We start from the raw sequence: 14,379 nt of genomic DNA, 5'->3' as shown, positions 1-14,379 counted from the left end.
GGGCGGTGTCGGCGCGGTGCCGCAGCCCACGGGGGGCGGCGGGAATCAGGCGGAGACGGGTTCCTCGATGCGCAACCCTCGGGCGCGGACCTCGCCGGCGACCCGGGAGAGCACCGAGTCGAGGGCGACCAGGGCGGCGGACAGCTCACCGAGCTGGTCGTTGAGCGTGTCCTCGGACCACGCGGAGACGTCGACGTCCCCCAGTGCGCTGACGGCGGCCCCCAACCGGGCCATCACCTCGTTCGTACTCATGTTCGAAAGCCTATAGCAATCCCAACGGCGACACGCCGCATACGGGCAGATCAGACGCAAACTCTCCGTTGTCAGGCGGCGGCAGCCGCCACCTTGCCCAGCAGCAGCGCCTCGGCGAGGCAGACCCGGGCGAACTCCCCGAGGTGCAGGCTCTCGTTCGGGCCGTGCGCGCGGGCGTGCGGATCCTCGACGCCGGTCACCAGGATCGCCGCCTGCGGGAACATCTCCTGGAACGTGGCGATGAACGGGATCGACCCGCCGATGCCGACGTCCACCGGATCGGTGCCGTCCCAGGCGGCCCGGAACGCCGACCGCGCGGCGTCGAACATCGGCCCGGACGCGTCGATCACACACGGGTCGCCGTCGTGCTCGAAGCTGACCGTCACCTGCGCGCCCCACGGCGCGTGCTTCTCCAGGTGCGCGCGCACCGCCTCGTACGCCCGCTTGGGGTCGTCACCCGGGGCGAGGCGGACGCTGAGCTTCGCCTTCGCGGCCGGGACCAGGGCGTTCGGCGCCTCGCCGGTGGACGGCGCGTCCACGCCGAGCACGGCCAGCGCCGGCTTGGTCCAGATCCGGTCGGTGATCCGGCCGGTGCCGATCAACCGCACGCCCTCGGCCAGCCCTGCCTCGGCCCGGAACCGGTCCTCCGGGTAGTCGACGGTGGCGCCCACCCGGCCAATCAGCCCGTCGACCGCCACGTCACCGGCGTCGTCGTGCAGCGTGGCCAGCAGCCGCACCAGCGTGGTGAGCGCGTCCGGGACCGCCCCGCCGAACATGCCGCTGTGCACGGCGTGGTCCAGCGTGCGCACCTCGACGAAGCAGTTCACGATGCCGCGCAGCGAGGTCGTCAACGCCGGTACGCCGATGTCCCAGTTCGCGGAGTCGGCGATCACGATGACATCCGAGGCGATCTCGTCGCGGTGCTCGACGAGCAGCCGCTCCAGCGAGTCGGAGCCGTACTCCTCCTCGCCCTCGATGAACAGCACCACACCGACCGGCAGCGCGTCCCCGTACGCCCGCAGTGCCGCGACGTGCGCCATGATGCCGGCCTTGTCGTCGGCCGCGCCCCGGGCGTACAGGCGGCCGTCGCGCTCGACCGGCTCGAACGGGTCGGACTCCCACAGCGACCGGTCACCGACCGGCTGCACGTCGTGGTGGGCGTAGAGCAGCACGGTGGGCGCACCGGGTGGGGCCGCCCGACGGCCGATCACGGCGGGCTGCCCGCCGGAGCGCACGATGTCGACGTCCAGGCCGCAGCCGCGCAGCAGTTCGGCGACCGCCTCGGCGGAACGCTCCACGTGTGAGTGGTCGAAGCCCTCGAAGGCGATGCCGGGGATGCGGACGAGGCGTTCCAGGTCAGCGCGGACGCCGGGCATCTCCCGCTCGACGGCGGCCCGTACCTCGGACTCGGACATGATCGGTGAGGTCATGACCGGAATCGTATGCTGGCCTTACTCAGGCATGCGGGCCGAGCCCGTACCGTCACCGCCGCTCGCTGGGCCGGAGCCCGCCCGCGCGCCCGGGGCGGCCCGGCCGGCGCGGTGCGCGCGGGCGGCCGCGTCGGTGGCGGCATCCATCCAGGAGCGGGCCCGGCCGGCCGTGCCGCCCACCCACTCGCCGACGTCGCTGGCCCCGTCGCCGAGGCGGCGCAGCAACCCGACCAGCGGGTCGGTGGAACTGCTGAACTCCTCCCGGTACGACTCGGCGGCAGCCTTGATCTCCTCCGAGACGCTTGTCGAGGCGTCGTCGTCGCGGCGCGGATAGTCCCCGGCCAGCACCCGCCCGTACGCCCCGGAGTCGATCCACTGCCGCAACTGCGCGGCCCGCGCCACGGGCGTGGGGTGGGTGCTCCACGCCGTCATCCGGATCTTGTGCAGGCTGTCGCGCAGGTCGCCGCCGCCGGCGTACTCGGCGGCCTGCTCCAGGAAGGCTGTCGTGTCGATCTGCGACAGGTCGCCGCCGCCCGCGAGCTTCATCAGCAGCCGCAGCGCGGCGGCCGGGTCCTGCCCGGCGAGCAGGCCGGCCCGGTCGGCGGACAGCTCCGCCTTGCGCCACCACTCCAGCATCGCCGCGATGATCGCCCGCAGCGCGAACGCGCCCACCGGCAACCAGCTCAGGTTGGCCGCCCACCGGGTGAGGATCATGAGCATGGTCTTGTAGACCGCGTGCCCGCTGCCCACGTGCCCCAACTCGTGGCCGAGCAGGCAGCGCAGCTCGTCCTCGTCGAGCTGTTGCACGCACGCCGAGTTCAGCACGATGAACGGCCGGTCCAGACCGACCGCCTCGGCGCCCAGCCAGGGCGACTGCGTCACGTACAGCTCGGGCAGCTCGGCGACGTCCAGCGCCGCCGCAGCCTCGGTGTAGCGCTGCCACACCGCCGGATACTGCCGGTGATCGACGCGGATGCCGGACGCCAGCACGGACAGCCGGAAACCCCGCTCGTTCCACATGCCGAAGAACGCCCGCACCACGTCGTCGAAACCACGCAACTCGCGCAACGCGACCAGGGCGCCCCGGTCGGCCGGATGCTCCCAGGCCCGCGAGCTGATGCCGGTGAGGGTGATCCGGCGCCGCGCTGGCGCGTCCGCTGCCGTCATGATGGGTCCCCGTTCGCCGTGAGTCCTCGCATCGTGCCCCAGCGGGTGGCCGACGTCCATGCCCGTTCAGCGAACCCGCACGTAGTAGCGGGACGCGTCCAGCGGCACCGTCGGCGCACCGTCGACCACCAGGTCGACGCGGGTGACGGTGTCGTCGGCGGCGAAGTGCGCCCGCTCCCCGGCATGCCAGCGGCGCAGCTCGGGCAGGATCTCCGGCCCGTCCCGCTCGACCGCCCGGGCCAGCCGCAGCGGCGCGGGCGCGGTGACGAAGACGGCGAGGGTCAGCTCCGGCCGGACGACGGCACGTGCCGCGCTGACCCCCTCCACGATCAGCACCGGCGTCACCGGCACCGGCACCGGGCGGGGCAGGAAGCACCGCCGCACCCAGCTGTAGCGCCGGTAGGACCCCGGCTCCCCCTGGCGCAACGGGGCCAGCACCTCGCTGTCGAGACGAGGCCAGAAGGTGAGCTGATCGTCCCAGCCGTCGAGCAGGTCGTCGGTGTGCACCACCGGGGGACGCCCGCCGGGCAGCGCCGCCAGGGCGTCCGCGAGGTGCGCGGCGAACCGGCTCTTGCCCGCGCCGCTCGGCCCGTCGACCGCGACGAGCCGGGTCCGCCCCAACCGCGCCGGGCCCGCGAGCACCCGACGCGCCAATTCGGCGTACGCCTCGACGACCACCACCGGCGGCACCTGCCCGGCGGATCGCCCGGTCGGCCCGCCGACGTCCACGCCCCCGTGCCCGTCCTCGTTTCCGCCCTGCGACCCGCCCTCGCCCACGCCCTCATCCCCGTTCCGGCCCGTGCCGTCGGGGCTGCGCCGCTGTGGGCCCCTGCGGGCAGGCTCCCTGGTGACGAGTCCGTGCACGACCGAAGTATGCCTCGCGCAAGCCCCCGCGCCGGCGGTTCACCGCCCAGATCAACTCGGCATCATTGATGTCGGGGTATCCCGTCGGCCAGGACACCCCGACATCACGGAAACCGAGTCGATCACCCCGGTTTCGCCAGCCTGACACGTCCGGCTGACGGCCCTGGACCGGTCACTCTCACGACCGGGGGAATTGGGGCGGCGACGGGTGACGGGCGGCCCGTTCGGCGCGCGGCTTGGTACCCGAGTCGGCATGATCGGGTGGTGCTCCGAGACGTGATGAGCCCCGGCATTGACGCCCTGCTCGAACAGGCCCGCGCCGGGCTGCACCGATTGACTCCACAGCAGACCGTCGAGGCGGTCCGCGGTGGCGCCCTGCTGGTCGACACCCGCACCGACACCCAGCGCCGCGAACAGGGCGACCTGCCCGGGGCGGTCGTCATCGACCGCACGGTGCTGGAGTGGCGGCTCGATCCGGCAAGCGCCTGGCGCATCCCGGAGGCCACCGCGTACGACCGGGAGATCGTGGTGGTGTGCCGCCAGGGCTACAGCTCCAGCCTGGCCGCCGCCAGTCTCCAGACCCTCGGCCTGCGCCGGGCCACCGACATGATCGGCGGCGTCGACGCGTGGCTGGCCGCCGGCCTGCCCACCACTGACCGCCCCGCCGACATCCGGCCCTGAACCGCGCCCGCGCCGCGTCCACCACGCCCGCGTCGGCCCCGCCCGCGCCACGTCGGCCCCGCCCGCGCCACGTCGGCCCCGCCCGCGCCACGTCGGCCGCGCCCGCGCCGCTGGAGGCGGCCCTGGGACCGCGGGCCTGCACGACACCGTCCGCCCCCGCCGCTGAAGATCGCGCTGGAACATGGATGTAGTGGCATGCCGGCGTCGTCGACACCACTACTTCATGGATCGAGCACGATCTTGCGGCGCCCGGGTGGGCTCAGGTCGGCCGGCGCTGGGTCGGGCTCAGCTCGCCGGGGCGCCGGGTGGGATGAAGGGGAGGTCGGCGGGTGCGCCGTTCTCGATGAGGCGCCAGAGGGCGTCGGTGTCCAGGTGCTCCTCGACGAGGTCGCCGAGCAGGTCGAGCGAGCCTTCCCGGGCTGCGGCGAAGCTGGTGCCGGGCGCGACCCGGAACCCGGTACGCCCTGCCAGCCGGGCGGCCTCGGTGAGGAACCAGCGGCGGAATCCGTCGGACTCGAACGCCCCGTGCCAGTGCGTGCCGTGCACCGCGCCGAGCACCGCGCCCTCACCGCTGCCGTCGGCTCCGGTCAGCAACGGAGTCAGGGCGGGGTCGGTCTGCGAGACGTACCCGTGGTGGATCTCGTAGCCGCGGACCGCCACGTCGCCGGGGCCGGTGCCTACCGACTGCCGGACGGTCTTGCGCGGATCGAAGGTGATCTCGATGGGCAGCAGACCGAGCCCGGGCACGCTGCCCTGCCGGCTCTCGACCGGGTCGTGGATGGCCCGACCGAGCATCTGGAAGCCGCCACAGAGGCCGAGCACCGGCTTGCCGGCTGCCACGTGTCTGGTCACCGCGTCGGCGAGGCCGGTCTCGCGTAGCCAGGTGAGGTCCGCGACTGTCGACTTCGAGCCGGGCAGGACGATCAGGTCGGCGGCGGCCAGTTCGGCCGGTTCGACGGTCAGGCGTACGCGCACGCCCGGTTCGGTGGCGAGCGCTTCCACGTCGGTGGCGTTGCTGATCCGGGGTAGCCGGACGACTGCCACGTCCAGCCAGTCGGTGCCGTGCGGAGCGGCGGGGCGGCCGAGCACCCGGCCGTAGGCGAGCGAGTCCTCCGCGTCCAGCCAGAGGTCGAGCGACCAGGGCAGCACCCCGTACGTGGGACGGCCGGTCACCTGACCCAGCATGTCCAGCCCGGGCTGGAGCAGGCCGAGGTCGCCACGGAACTTGTTGATCACGAAGCCGGCGATGAGCGCCTGGTCCGCCGGGTCGAGCAGGGCCACCGTGCCGAACATCGAGGCGAAGACGCCGCCCCGGTCGATGTCGCCGACCACGATGGCGGGCAGGTTGGCGTGCCGCGCGAGGCCCATGTTCACGTAGTCCCCGGCCCGCAGGTTGATCTCCGCCGGGCTCCCGGCGCCCTCACAGATCACCACGTCGTACGCGGCCCGCAGCTCGGCCAGCGCCGCGTACGCGGTCTCGGCGAGCCGGGGCCGCAACTGTCGGAAGGTGCCGGCGGTGATCGTGTCGACAGCCGTGCCGAGGAGAACCACCTGGCTGGCCAGGTCGCTACCGGGCTTGAGCAGAACGGGGTTGAAGCGCAGGTCCGGGGCGAGGCCGCAGGCGGCGGCCTGCATGGCCTGTGCGCGGCCGATCTCGCCGCCGCGCCCGTCCGGCCCGACCACGACGGCCGAGTTGTTCGACATGTTCTGCGCCTTGAACGGCGCCACCTTCACGCCCTGCCGGTGCAGCCATCGGCAGATGCCGGCGGTGAGCACGCTCTTGCCAGCGTCCGAGGTGGTGCCGGCGACCAGCAACCCGCCGGTCACCGCCCGCTCACCCGCCGCGCCGTACCGCGGAACAGGCCGCGCTCCGACCCGACCCCGTCGGACAGCAGGCCGCTCCCGGGCCTGGCTCCGACGGCTCGCAGGCTCCGACGAGCGACCACGCCGGCCAGGCGGCCGACGGTCACCGGGTACAGGGCCGCCAGCCCGAGCGCGGCAAGGCCGACGGCGCCGGAGATGCGGGCTGCCCGCTTGAGGTGTCGTGCCTCGGGACGGGGTCCGTCGCCCAGGAACGGGCGGACCTCGGAGCGCCCGAAGTACATGTTGCGGCCACCGAGGCGGACGCCGAGCGCGCCGGCCATCGCCGCTTCGCACTGGCCGGCGTTGGGGCTCGGGTGATCGTTGCGGTCCCGTCGCCACACCCGCCAGGCCCGCTCCCGGTCACCGTTCGCGACCGGCGCGACGGCGATGGTGAGGAGCCCGGTCAGCCGGGACGGCACCAGGTTGAGCAGGTCGTCCAGCCGGGCGGCCGGGGTGCCGAACCGCGCGTAGCGCTCCGATCGGTGCCCGACCATGGCGTCGAGGGTGTTGGCGGCGCGGTAGCCCAGCAGCCCGGGCAGGCCGGCGACCGCGCCCCAGAGCAGCGGGGCCACCACCGCGTCGGAGGTGTTCTCCGCGACCGACTCGACTGTGGCCCGGGCCAGCTCCGACTCGTCCAGCGTCGAGGGGTCCCGGCCGCAGAGGTTGCCGAGGCGCTGTCGGGCGGCGGGCAGGTCACCGTCACGAAGCGTTCGGCCCATGACGGCGGCCTCGTGTCGGAGCGTACGGCCGCCCAGCACGGTCCAGGTGCCGGCGGCGACGAGCACCGCGCGGCTCACCGGGCGGTGCCGGGTGGCCGCCGCGGCGACCGCCCCGAGCACCACGGGCCCGCCGACGGCCAGTGCCGTGAACACCGCGCCGGCCGTCCGGTCCGGTCGGTGCAGGCGACTCTCCAGAGCGCCCGCCACCTGCCCGAACCCGGCGACCGGATGCCACCGGCGAGGGTCGCCGAACAGCCTGTCCAGCGCGTAACCGGCCACCAGGCCCACCGCGTTCGCCACCGGCGCTGTCCGTCGCACGCGTACCACCCCCCGGCCGGCCAGCCTAGACGAGCACGCCGTGCGCCAGCCGCGGCCGCCGCGCTCCATCGAACCCCACTTCCGTCACGCGGGGTGACGACGCCGATCGCGTCGCCACCCCGCCCCCGTCGTGCCACCGGCGCGCACCGTCGTCGACACCGGCCTCAGGCGGCCTGGCCGTACGGTGAAGGCGCCGGACGCGGTCCGTCACGCCGGCTGCGGAACCCGCCCCCGGCCCCGCCGGCCCCGACCGGACGGCGGAACCTCCGGCCGGCCCTCCTCCGGCACCGGCCCCAACTCGTCGTCGGGGTCGACCTCCGGGTCGGAGTCGCCCGCGCCCACCGCGAGGGCCAGCTCGTCGTCGAGGGCCGCGCGCCCATCGCCGCCGCCCGGGAAGCCGTCGTCGAAAGAGTCGCCATCGCCGAGGGAGACGTCGTCGAGCGCGCCGTGGCGCAGCGGACTGGTGCGCGGCGAGCCGTACTCGGGCAACTCGAAGTCGTCGTCGAGCGGGCGGTCGTCGCGCAGCACCGGCGCCTGCTCGTCGGGCACCGGCTCGGTGGGCTCGCCGTGCACGCGGCTCTCGGCGGCCGCGTCCTCGACGGTGCTGGTGGTCATGGTCGGCCGGTTGCGCAGGAAGCGGGCCCGCCCCCGGGACAGGTCGTGGCCGACGGCGACCGCCTCCAGCTCGTAGAGGGTGCGGTGGTTGCCCGCGTCGTCGGTCCAGTCGCGGGTGTAGAGCCGGCCGCACACCACCACGGGGTCGCCGACCATCACCGAGGCGGCCACGCCCTCGGCGAGCTTGCGCCAGCAGTTGACGCGGACGCGCAGTGAGTTGCCGTCGACCCACCGACCGCTGTCGCGGTCGAGCCGGCGGGCGGTGGAGGCGACCTTGAAGTTGGCCACCAGGGTGTTGCTCTGGGTCGTACGCCGCCACTCGGGCGCCGTCAGAATGTTGCCGACAATCGTCACGTACGTGTCGAACATCGTCCCTCCAGGGGGATCCGGGGTTTGCCAGCGAGTCGACTCGGCACCGAGCCTGTGCGTTCTCGTCGGCCGCCGCCAGCGCCACCACCCCGACCTGTGGATGACGAGGCCACCTGTGGACAACGCCCTGATCACACCCCCGGTGTGGTACGCCCGACCCATCTGTCCGGGCGCCGACGGTTCCGGAGCCGCCCGAACTGGGTATGGATTTGATCAACGCACCACCGACAAGCTCCACGTCGACGAGAGGTCAGCGCCATGATGATCACTACTTTCGGCTCCGCAACCGTCTCCGAGGTGCGGCGATGAGCGCCGTGGCGAACCCGGCGACCGTGGGCGAGTGCCTGCGGGTGGGTGCGGGGTTCTCCCAGGGCGACCGCAACTGGATCGCCGAGCAGTTCGCCACCCTCGACGCCCGGCTGGCCGGTTTCCACGCCGACGCCACCGAGCTTGAGGTTTCGGTGAAGGACCGGGAGGCCCGGGGCCAGAAGGTCACCCTGGAGTGCTGGATCGCCGGCCGTCAGAAGATCGTCACCACCTCCTCGGAGGAGGACCTGCACGCCGCCCTCAACGACGTCCGCGACGACCTGCGCCGGCGGCTCAACGACGCCAAGACCCGCCAGGAGCCCCGACACAACAAGCACCTGCGGGACATCCCCCAGCCGCAGGGCGAGGTCGACGAGTCCGAGGACCCGGCCCGCGTCGACGCGGAAACGGCATAGCCCACGCCCCGCCCCCGCGATCTTGCACTTTCGGACGGCGAATCGAGGCTGTTGCCCAGTTCTGTCGGGGCAGAAAGGGCAAGATCGCGGGGAAGAGGGCGGGGGCTACCGCCGGGTAGGTCGGTCGGCGTAGCGTCGCGTTCGTGGAACCGGACGTGTTGGGGCCGCCGTACGAGCGGCAGACGATCGACCTGGGCACCGACGACGAAGGCCCCGTTGTCGCGACACTGGTCCGGCGGCGGGCCGAGCGCCCGACCGGGCGGGCGGTGCTCTACGTGCACGGCTTCGTCGACTACTTCTTCCAGACCCACCTGGCCGACTTCTTCGCTGAGCGCGGTTGGGACTTCTACGCGCTCGACCTGCGTAAATACGGTCGTAGCCTGCTCGCGCACCAGACGCCGAACTTCTGCCGCGACATCAGCGACTACTTCCCCGATCTGGACGCCGCTGCCGAGATCATCCGCTCCGACGACGGGCACGACACCCTGCTGGTGATGGGCCACTCCACCGGCGGCCTGATCATCTCGCTCTGGGCGGACGCCCGCCGCGACACCGGCGTCGTCGACGGCCTGGTCCTCAACAGCCCCTTCTTCGACATCAACGCCCCCTGGGCGGTCCGTCGACCCCTCGCGGCCGCCGTCTCCCGGCTGGGCCGCAGGACGCCGCACCGCATCCTGCCGTTCGGCCTGGGCACGGTGTACGGCGAGAGCCTGCACGCCGACCACCGCGGCGAGTGGACCTACGACCTGGCGTGGAAGCCGCTGGCCGGGTTCCCGGTGCGGGCCGGCTGGCTGAACGCGATCCGCACCGGTCAACGCCGGCTGCGCGCCGGCCTGGACATCCCGGTCCCGGTGCTGCTGGCCTGCTCGACCCGCTCCTTCCGGGGCACCAGGTGGCACGACAACGCGACAGTGGCCGACGCCGTGCTGGACGTCGAACACATGGTGCGGTACGCGCCCCGCCTCGGCCGGCACGTCACAGTGGCCCGCTTCGACGGCGGGTTGCACGATCTCACGCTCTCCGGCCCCGCCGTACGCGCCAAGGTCTTCGACGAGGTCGGCCGCTGGGCCGAGGCGTTCCTGGCCGCCGGCCCCACCGCCCCGGCCACCGACCCCACCGCCGACGATCCCGCCGATGCACCCACGCTGCCGCAGAGCCGACGCCCGTCGACCGGTCACGCCGAGACGACGGCGATCGGCGACTGACCCGGGTTCAGGCGTCGCCGGGCGTGGCCGGGAGGACGGCCCGGATCCGGTCGAAGGTCGCCACCGGGTGACCGTCGACGCCGGGCAGCACCAGGCCCAGGCAGTACAGCGAGACGTCGCCGGTGGCGTCGGCCTGCACGACGAAGACGGGCGCACCGACGTACCCCGACGGCAGTTCCGTGGTGATCCGCACGTCGTCCCCGTCGCGGACCACGCGCTCGATCCCCACCTCCAGGGGGCGCGAGGCGTCCTCGCGTACCCCATGGGCCAGCACGAAAGCGGAACTGCCGTCGGCGCCGAGGCGGGCGACGGCCTCGGGCCCGGCGGCGATCCCCGCCGGCACCGGCTGCACGCGCCACCGCCAGCCGCCGTCGCCGGCGTACCGGTGCAGGCCAGCGGTCGGCAGCACCGCGACGCCGTCGCTCGGAAAGCGCGCCCAACCGGGCACGATCGCGCCCTCCGCGATGACGTCCGGGGCGACGCCGGCCGGCTCGGTGACGCTTCCCCGCAGGCCCAGCTCCCCGCCCGCAGGGCCGACGAGGTCGGCCGCCGTCAGCAGCGCCTCCCCCACCGGGTCGTCGCCGTCCTGGAAGAAGAAGGCGGTGCCGTAGGCGTCGGCCGTCCGGTACGGCAGGATGGCGCGGCCGACGACCTGGCACAGCTCGTAGGCGACGCCGCTCTCGGCGTCGGGGTCCAGCAACACCAGCCGAGGGTACGGGCCGACGCATGGCCATTCGGCGGGAACCCGGATGCCAGGCGGGGAGGCTCCGTGAGACCCTGCTCGGCAACGTGGACGCGGGCACCCTTTTCGTCGTCGGGCAGCCGGACGGCGGTACCCTCTGGGCGCGACATCCACACCGCGCGCCCGTAGCTCAGCGGATAGAGCAGGGGACTTCTAATCCCAAGGCCGCAGGTTCGAATCCTGCCGGGCGCACCCTTACCACCACAGGTCAGCGGCTCGCCTGCGCCGATCGGGCCACAATGCATCGGGGGTTACGCTGACCCGGTGGCGAGGGACAAGTGGGCCCAGTGGCTCTTGACCCGCCGGGACGGCGACAGCGCAGGCCTGCGCGCCCGCAACGCCCTGGATCTGGCGGCGTTCCGGGACGGCGTCCTTGAGGGAGCTGGCCTGGCGGCCGACGACGTGGTCCTCGACGTGGGCTGCGGGACGGGGCTGATCGGTTTCGGCGCGCTGGATCGGCTCGGCCCGGACGGTCACGTCATCTTCAGCGATGTCTCGCTGGATGTGCTCGACGAGTGCCGGCGTACCGCCGGTGGGGACGGGCGGTGCAGCTTCGTGGTCGCGTCGGCCGATGATCTCGTCGGAATCGCTGACGCCTCTGTCGACGTCGTGACCCTTCGGTCGGTGCTCATCTACTCCGATCGCAAGGCCGCCGCCTTCGCGGAGTTCTTCCGGGTCCTGCGGCCGGGCGGACGGATCTCCCTGTTCGAGCCGATCAACGGCTTCGCGGAGCGGCTCCGGCCCGATGATCTGTTCGGCTTGGGCGACTCGCCCGTCAACGACGTGGTCGCCAAGGTCAGCGATTTCCACCGGAGCACCACCGCGGAAACCACCCGACCGATGATGGACTTCGACGAGCGGAATCTCGTCGACTGGGCGTTGGCGGCCGGCTTCGAGGCGGTGGAACTGGACTACCGCGCCCAGGTCGACGTGCCCGCCGACCCGATCGGGGACTGGGAAACACTCAAGCGCGTGGCGCCCAACCCGCTGGTCCCCACGTACGGCGAAGCGATCGCCGCCGCCCTGACCGACGACGAACGCGAGCGTCTCGACACGTACATGACCGCTCTGGCTGCGGCCGGCACGCCAACGCGGCGCACGATGGCCACGGCGTTCCTTCGCGCACGGCGTCCGCACATGACGCGCTGAGGACGTACGGCGCTGCCACCGAGAACGACGGGGTGAAGTCACGAATGCAGCGGTTTCACCTTCCGATATGCGATCCGCCACCCCTGCGGCGTCGCGGTACCGACTGGCTGATCTGCTCGACCCGACCAGGACGGGGCGCTGACGCGGATCGGCCGAAACCCACGCTGATAGCGTCGTCGCGTGTCGATGTTCCGGACTCCGCAGGTGATCCTCTTCAGCGAGGACGTCCCTCGCGCCGCCGAATTCTACGCCGGCCTCGGTTTCACCGAGACCTTCCGGGTGCCGACCGAGGGCGAGCCGATCCACATCGACCTGGCGCTCGACGGCTACAAGATCGGTATCGCCTCGGTGGCCTCCACTCGCGACGATCACGGACTCGACCCCGTACCACAGGGGCAGCGGGCCGCGGTGATCCTCTGGACCGACGACACCGCTGGCGCGTACGCGGCCCTCACGGCGAACGGCGCCCCCGCCCTGGCCGCACCGCACCGGTGGCTCGACCGCCTGCTGATCGCGTGGACGGCCGACCCGGACGGCAACCCGATCCAGATCGTCCAGCAGCTCTGACGACTCCGTTCGTCTGCGGCGAAAGGCGTAGCGGCCTACTCGTAGAAGCATCCAGCGTGCAGGGCGTCCGCGAGGAGTTGCCAGGTCGGTTGCGCCGGGAGAGGTTGGCCGGCACGCTTCTGCAGGCGGCTTCGGTCCTGGAGGTACGCCGCGCAGGCCTCCAGGTAGCGGTCTGTGGTCATGTTCTCGACCGTGTCCGGATCGCGAGCGACATCGTCAGCTATCCACCGCAGCCAGGTAACCAGGTCGTCCAGGCTGTCGACCCGCTTCAGCGGGCGGTTGTCGTCCTCGGTCATTGCCGCCCCTCCTGCATGCCGCACCACCATCCGCGATGTCCTTCTCATGACAACGCCGCAGGTTCGAATCCTGCCGGGCGCACCCGAGCCATCATGCTGCCCGTGGTCTTGGTGGGTTCGGACGATGGGCCGTTCAGGTCACGTCCGGCGAGCGATGTGGTCTTCAGCGCGGGGCGGCAGCGTCGACTCGGTCAGTCGGCACATTGGCGTAGCCCGCGTGTACGTTCTCCCGGTCGCCCCACAGATGGTGACGTGTCAGCCGATCGGGAGGCGTTCGTGGGTGTGCTGTACGACTACTTCCGCGCTTCTGACGACGAGGCCGTCGCGAAGCTGATGGCCGTCACCGACGGCGGCCCGGTGGTGTGCGAGGGAGATTCTTCCGTCGAGGATGCGGTGGACGGCAAGGGGATCGATCCGCCCGTCGTCCTCGGCCAGGTCGTCTCGTTCGCCCTCGACGTGCCGTGGGAGCCCAACCTTGTCGGGGAGCGGCTCATCTGGCCGAGCGGTGCTGCCGAGGACCGTGAGTACGAAGGACCGTGGGTCGTCGCGTTGAGCGATCGCACCCGGGACGTGCTTGCGGAGATTCCGGATGACCGCTTGCCGAGCCTGGCCGAGCAGTGGTCACGCATCGAGGAGCTGTCCCACTACAGCGACACGGGACCGGAGGTCATGCTGTCGCGCTTGCGGGAGTTCGTTGGACTGGCCCGACGAGCGCGCACGAACGGGAAGCACCTCTACTGCTGGATCTGCCTGTAGCAGCGGCCGACAGGCGACGTCGACCACCCCGACTCCTGGAGACGTCGACTGTTGCGCGTGCGATGGACGATGGCCGGATGACCAGACGACGGCGTCAGTCGCCGCCACCCGCTCCGACCGGTCTGCGTCCGCGCACGCGCGTGCTGCTGACCGCGCTGCCCGTGCTGCTAGTAGGTGTGGGCCTCGTTGTCGGCGCGGTCGCCTACCGCTGGCGCGTGTCGTCGGAGGCGGACCGTCTGCGGGCCGAGGGCGTTCGGGTCACGGCCTACGTCTCCGATCGGGCCGGCGGCCAGGGACGGGGCAGCGGTGTCGACCGGATCGAGGTCTCCTACCTCTACGAGTCGAGGTCGTACAGCACCTGGATCCCCTGCGCAGGCGGCACCGGCTGCCACCGGACTCCCGGTCCGAGGATGGACGTGTGGGTGGACCCGGACGCACCTGGCACGTTCGTGGCGGCAAACGGGCACACCGATGGCTCGCTGTCGTTCCTGATGTCCTGGACGATCCCTCCGGTCGGGCTCCTCCTCGCCGCCGTCGGCACCATCCTGCTGGTGCTTGTCGTCCGCACGAGGGACGAACAGTGGCGATAAGGCCGGCTCGGCCCCACCGGAAGCGGGTGCGGACCCGTCGCGCCGGTGCCATATGCTGCGCGCGTCCACACGGG

At 72.5% G+C, this 14,379-nt stretch carries 16 protein-coding genes and 1 tRNA gene; 8 read left to right on the top strand and 9 right to left on the bottom strand.

Annotated elements, in window-relative coordinates; translation table 11 throughout:
- Nucleotides 1-45: 45 nt before the first annotated feature.
- From B0E54_RS05405 to B0E54_RS05390, 4 genes are all read right to left on the bottom strand, one after another.
- Nucleotides 46-252: a hypothetical protein gene (locus B0E54_RS05405; RefSeq protein ID WP_007464240.1), complete on the bottom strand. Its 207-nt coding sequence runs from the start codon at nucleotides 250-252 to the stop codon at nucleotides 46-48.
- A 71-nt stretch (nucleotides 253-323) separates the two neighbouring features.
- Nucleotides 324-1,667: a dipeptidase gene (locus B0E54_RS05400; RefSeq protein ID WP_234582171.1), complete on the bottom strand. Its 1,344-nt coding sequence runs from the start codon at nucleotides 1,665-1,667 to the stop codon at nucleotides 324-326.
- A gap of 36 nt (nucleotides 1,668-1,703) precedes the next feature.
- A complete protein-coding gene (locus B0E54_RS05395) occupies nucleotides 1,704-2,849 on the bottom strand; it encodes a M48 family metallopeptidase (RefSeq protein ID WP_234582130.1) in 1,146 nt (381 codons plus the stop codon).
- Between the two features lie 66 nt (nucleotides 2,850-2,915).
- Nucleotides 2,916-3,578, bottom strand: coding sequence for a uridine kinase (locus B0E54_RS05390; RefSeq protein ID WP_234582170.1), 663 nt, complete (start codon nucleotides 3,576-3,578; stop codon nucleotides 2,916-2,918).
- A gap of 414 nt (nucleotides 3,579-3,992) precedes the next feature.
- Here B0E54_RS05390 and B0E54_RS05385 point away from each other — a divergent pair, with 414 nt between their 5' ends.
- Entirely contained in the window at nucleotides 3,993-4,394 is a 402-nt protein-coding gene (locus B0E54_RS05385; protein ID WP_039908933.1) for a rhodanese-like domain-containing protein, read from the top strand.
- 285 nt (nucleotides 4,395-4,679) lie between these two features.
- Here B0E54_RS05385 and B0E54_RS05380 read toward each other — a convergent pair whose 3' ends face one another.
- The 3 genes from B0E54_RS05380 to B0E54_RS05370 all read right to left on the bottom strand — a co-directional run bounded on the left by B0E54_RS05380 (nucleotide 4,680) and on the right by B0E54_RS05370 (nucleotide 8,278).
- Entirely contained in the window at nucleotides 4,680-6,221 is a 1,542-nt protein-coding gene (locus B0E54_RS05380) for a cobyric acid synthase (protein WP_234582129.1), read from the bottom strand.
- Nucleotides 6,218-7,294, bottom strand: a complete 1,077-nt coding sequence (locus B0E54_RS05375) for a cobalamin biosynthesis protein (protein ID WP_234582128.1) — start codon at nucleotides 7,292-7,294, stop codon at nucleotides 6,218-6,220. The genes B0E54_RS05380 and B0E54_RS05375 overlap by 4 nt, the downstream gene beginning before the upstream one ends.
- Before the next feature lie 207 nt (nucleotides 7,295-7,501).
- Nucleotides 7,502-8,278 (bottom strand): single-stranded DNA-binding protein, encoded by a 777-nt coding sequence (locus tag B0E54_RS05370; RefSeq protein WP_234582127.1) that lies wholly within the window; start codon nucleotides 8,276-8,278, stop codon nucleotides 7,502-7,504.
- 305 nt (nucleotides 8,279-8,583) lie between these two features.
- Here B0E54_RS05370 and B0E54_RS05365 point away from each other — a divergent pair, with 305 nt between their 5' ends.
- Nucleotides 8,584-9,000: an HPF/RaiA family ribosome-associated protein gene (locus B0E54_RS05365; RefSeq protein ID WP_234582126.1), complete on the top strand. Its 417-nt coding sequence runs from the start codon at nucleotides 8,584-8,586 to the stop codon at nucleotides 8,998-9,000.
- A gap of 143 nt (nucleotides 9,001-9,143) precedes the next feature.
- Nucleotides 9,144-10,205, top strand: coding sequence for an alpha/beta hydrolase (locus tag B0E54_RS05360; RefSeq protein ID WP_234582125.1), 1,062 nt, complete (start codon nucleotides 9,144-9,146; stop codon nucleotides 10,203-10,205).
- A 7-nt stretch (nucleotides 10,206-10,212) separates the two neighbouring features.
- On the opposite strand, the gene B0E54_RS05355 is transcribed toward B0E54_RS05360, so the two are convergent.
- Complete coding sequence (locus B0E54_RS05355; RefSeq protein WP_234582124.1) at nucleotides 10,213-10,908, bottom strand: hypothetical protein; 696 nt, start codon at nucleotides 10,906-10,908, stop codon at nucleotides 10,213-10,215.
- A gap of 158 nt (nucleotides 10,909-11,066) precedes the next feature.
- On the opposite strand from B0E54_RS05355, the gene B0E54_RS05350 reads away from it, so the two are divergent.
- The 3 genes from B0E54_RS05350 (at nucleotide 11,067) to B0E54_RS05340 (ending at nucleotide 12,663) form a co-directional block, all read left to right on the top strand.
- Nucleotides 11,067-11,139: transfer RNA gene (locus B0E54_RS05350), tRNA-Arg, on the top strand.
- Nucleotides 11,140-11,211: 72 nt separating this feature from the next.
- The gene (locus B0E54_RS05345) at nucleotides 11,212-12,096 is read left to right on the top strand and encodes a class I SAM-dependent methyltransferase (protein WP_234582123.1); all 885 of its coding nucleotides are present in this window, start codon (nucleotides 11,212-11,214) and stop codon (nucleotides 12,094-12,096) included.
- A 186-nt stretch (nucleotides 12,097-12,282) separates the two neighbouring features.
- Complete coding sequence (locus B0E54_RS05340; RefSeq protein ID WP_234582169.1) at nucleotides 12,283-12,663, top strand: glyoxalase/bleomycin resistance/extradiol dioxygenase family protein; 381 nt, start codon at nucleotides 12,283-12,285, stop codon at nucleotides 12,661-12,663.
- A gap of 35 nt (nucleotides 12,664-12,698) precedes the next feature.
- On the opposite strand, the gene B0E54_RS05335 is transcribed toward B0E54_RS05340, so the two are convergent.
- The gene (locus B0E54_RS05335) at nucleotides 12,699-12,959 is read right to left on the bottom strand and encodes a hypothetical protein (RefSeq protein WP_234582122.1); all 261 of its coding nucleotides are present in this window, start codon (nucleotides 12,957-12,959) and stop codon (nucleotides 12,699-12,701) included.
- A gap of 276 nt (nucleotides 12,960-13,235) precedes the next feature.
- Here B0E54_RS05335 and B0E54_RS05330 point away from each other — a divergent pair, with 276 nt between their 5' ends.
- Together B0E54_RS05330 and B0E54_RS05325 are read left to right on the top strand one after the other, a co-directional pair.
- Entirely contained in the window at nucleotides 13,236-13,715 is a 480-nt protein-coding gene (locus B0E54_RS05330) for a hypothetical protein (protein WP_234582121.1), read from the top strand.
- A 77-nt stretch (nucleotides 13,716-13,792) separates the two neighbouring features.
- Complete coding sequence (locus B0E54_RS05325) at nucleotides 13,793-14,305, top strand: DUF3592 domain-containing protein (protein ID WP_234582120.1); 513 nt, start codon at nucleotides 13,793-13,795, stop codon at nucleotides 14,303-14,305.
- Nucleotides 14,306-14,379 lie beyond the last annotated feature (74 nt).

The organism is Micromonospora sp. MH99 (assembly GCF_021442385.1).
GTDB lineage: Bacteria > Actinomycetota > Actinomycetes > Mycobacteriales > Micromonosporaceae > Micromonospora.
Note: the sequence above shows the minus strand (reverse complement) of the source record. Positions and strands in the feature narration are given on the sequence as shown.

What these genes read in the sequence shown, in the direction of transcription:
- B0E54_RS05405 (WP_007464240.1), bottom strand. Translation starts at nt 252, where the DNA reads ATGAGTACGAACGAGGTGATGGCCCGGTTGGGGGCCGCCGTCAGCGCA.
- B0E54_RS05400 (WP_234582171.1), bottom strand. Translation starts at nt 1,667, where the DNA reads ATGTCCGAGTCCGAGGTACGGGCCGCCGTCGAGCGGGAGATGCCCGGC.
- B0E54_RS05395 (WP_234582130.1), bottom strand. Translation starts at nt 2,849, where the DNA reads ATGACGGCAGCGGACGCGCCAGCGCGGCGCCGGATCACCCTCACCGGC.
- B0E54_RS05385 (WP_039908933.1), top strand. Translation starts at nt 3,993, where the DNA reads ATGAGCCCCGGCATTGACGCCCTGCTCGAACAGGCCCGCGCCGGGCTG.
- B0E54_RS05370 (WP_234582127.1), bottom strand. Translation starts at nt 8,278, where the DNA reads ATGTTCGACACGTACGTGACGATTGTCGGCAACATTCTGACGGCGCCC.
- B0E54_RS05365 (WP_234582126.1), top strand. Translation starts at nt 8,584, where the DNA reads ATGAGCGCCGTGGCGAACCCGGCGACCGTGGGCGAGTGCCTGCGGGTG.
- B0E54_RS05340 (WP_234582169.1), top strand. Translation starts at nt 12,283, where the DNA reads ATGTTCCGGACTCCGCAGGTGATCCTCTTCAGCGAGGACGTCCCTCGC.
- B0E54_RS05335 (WP_234582122.1), bottom strand. Translation starts at nt 12,959, where the DNA reads ATGACCGAGGACGACAACCGCCCGCTGAAGCGGGTCGACAGCCTGGAC.
- B0E54_RS05325 (WP_234582120.1), top strand. Translation starts at nt 13,793, where the DNA reads ATGACCAGACGACGGCGTCAGTCGCCGCCACCCGCTCCGACCGGTCTG.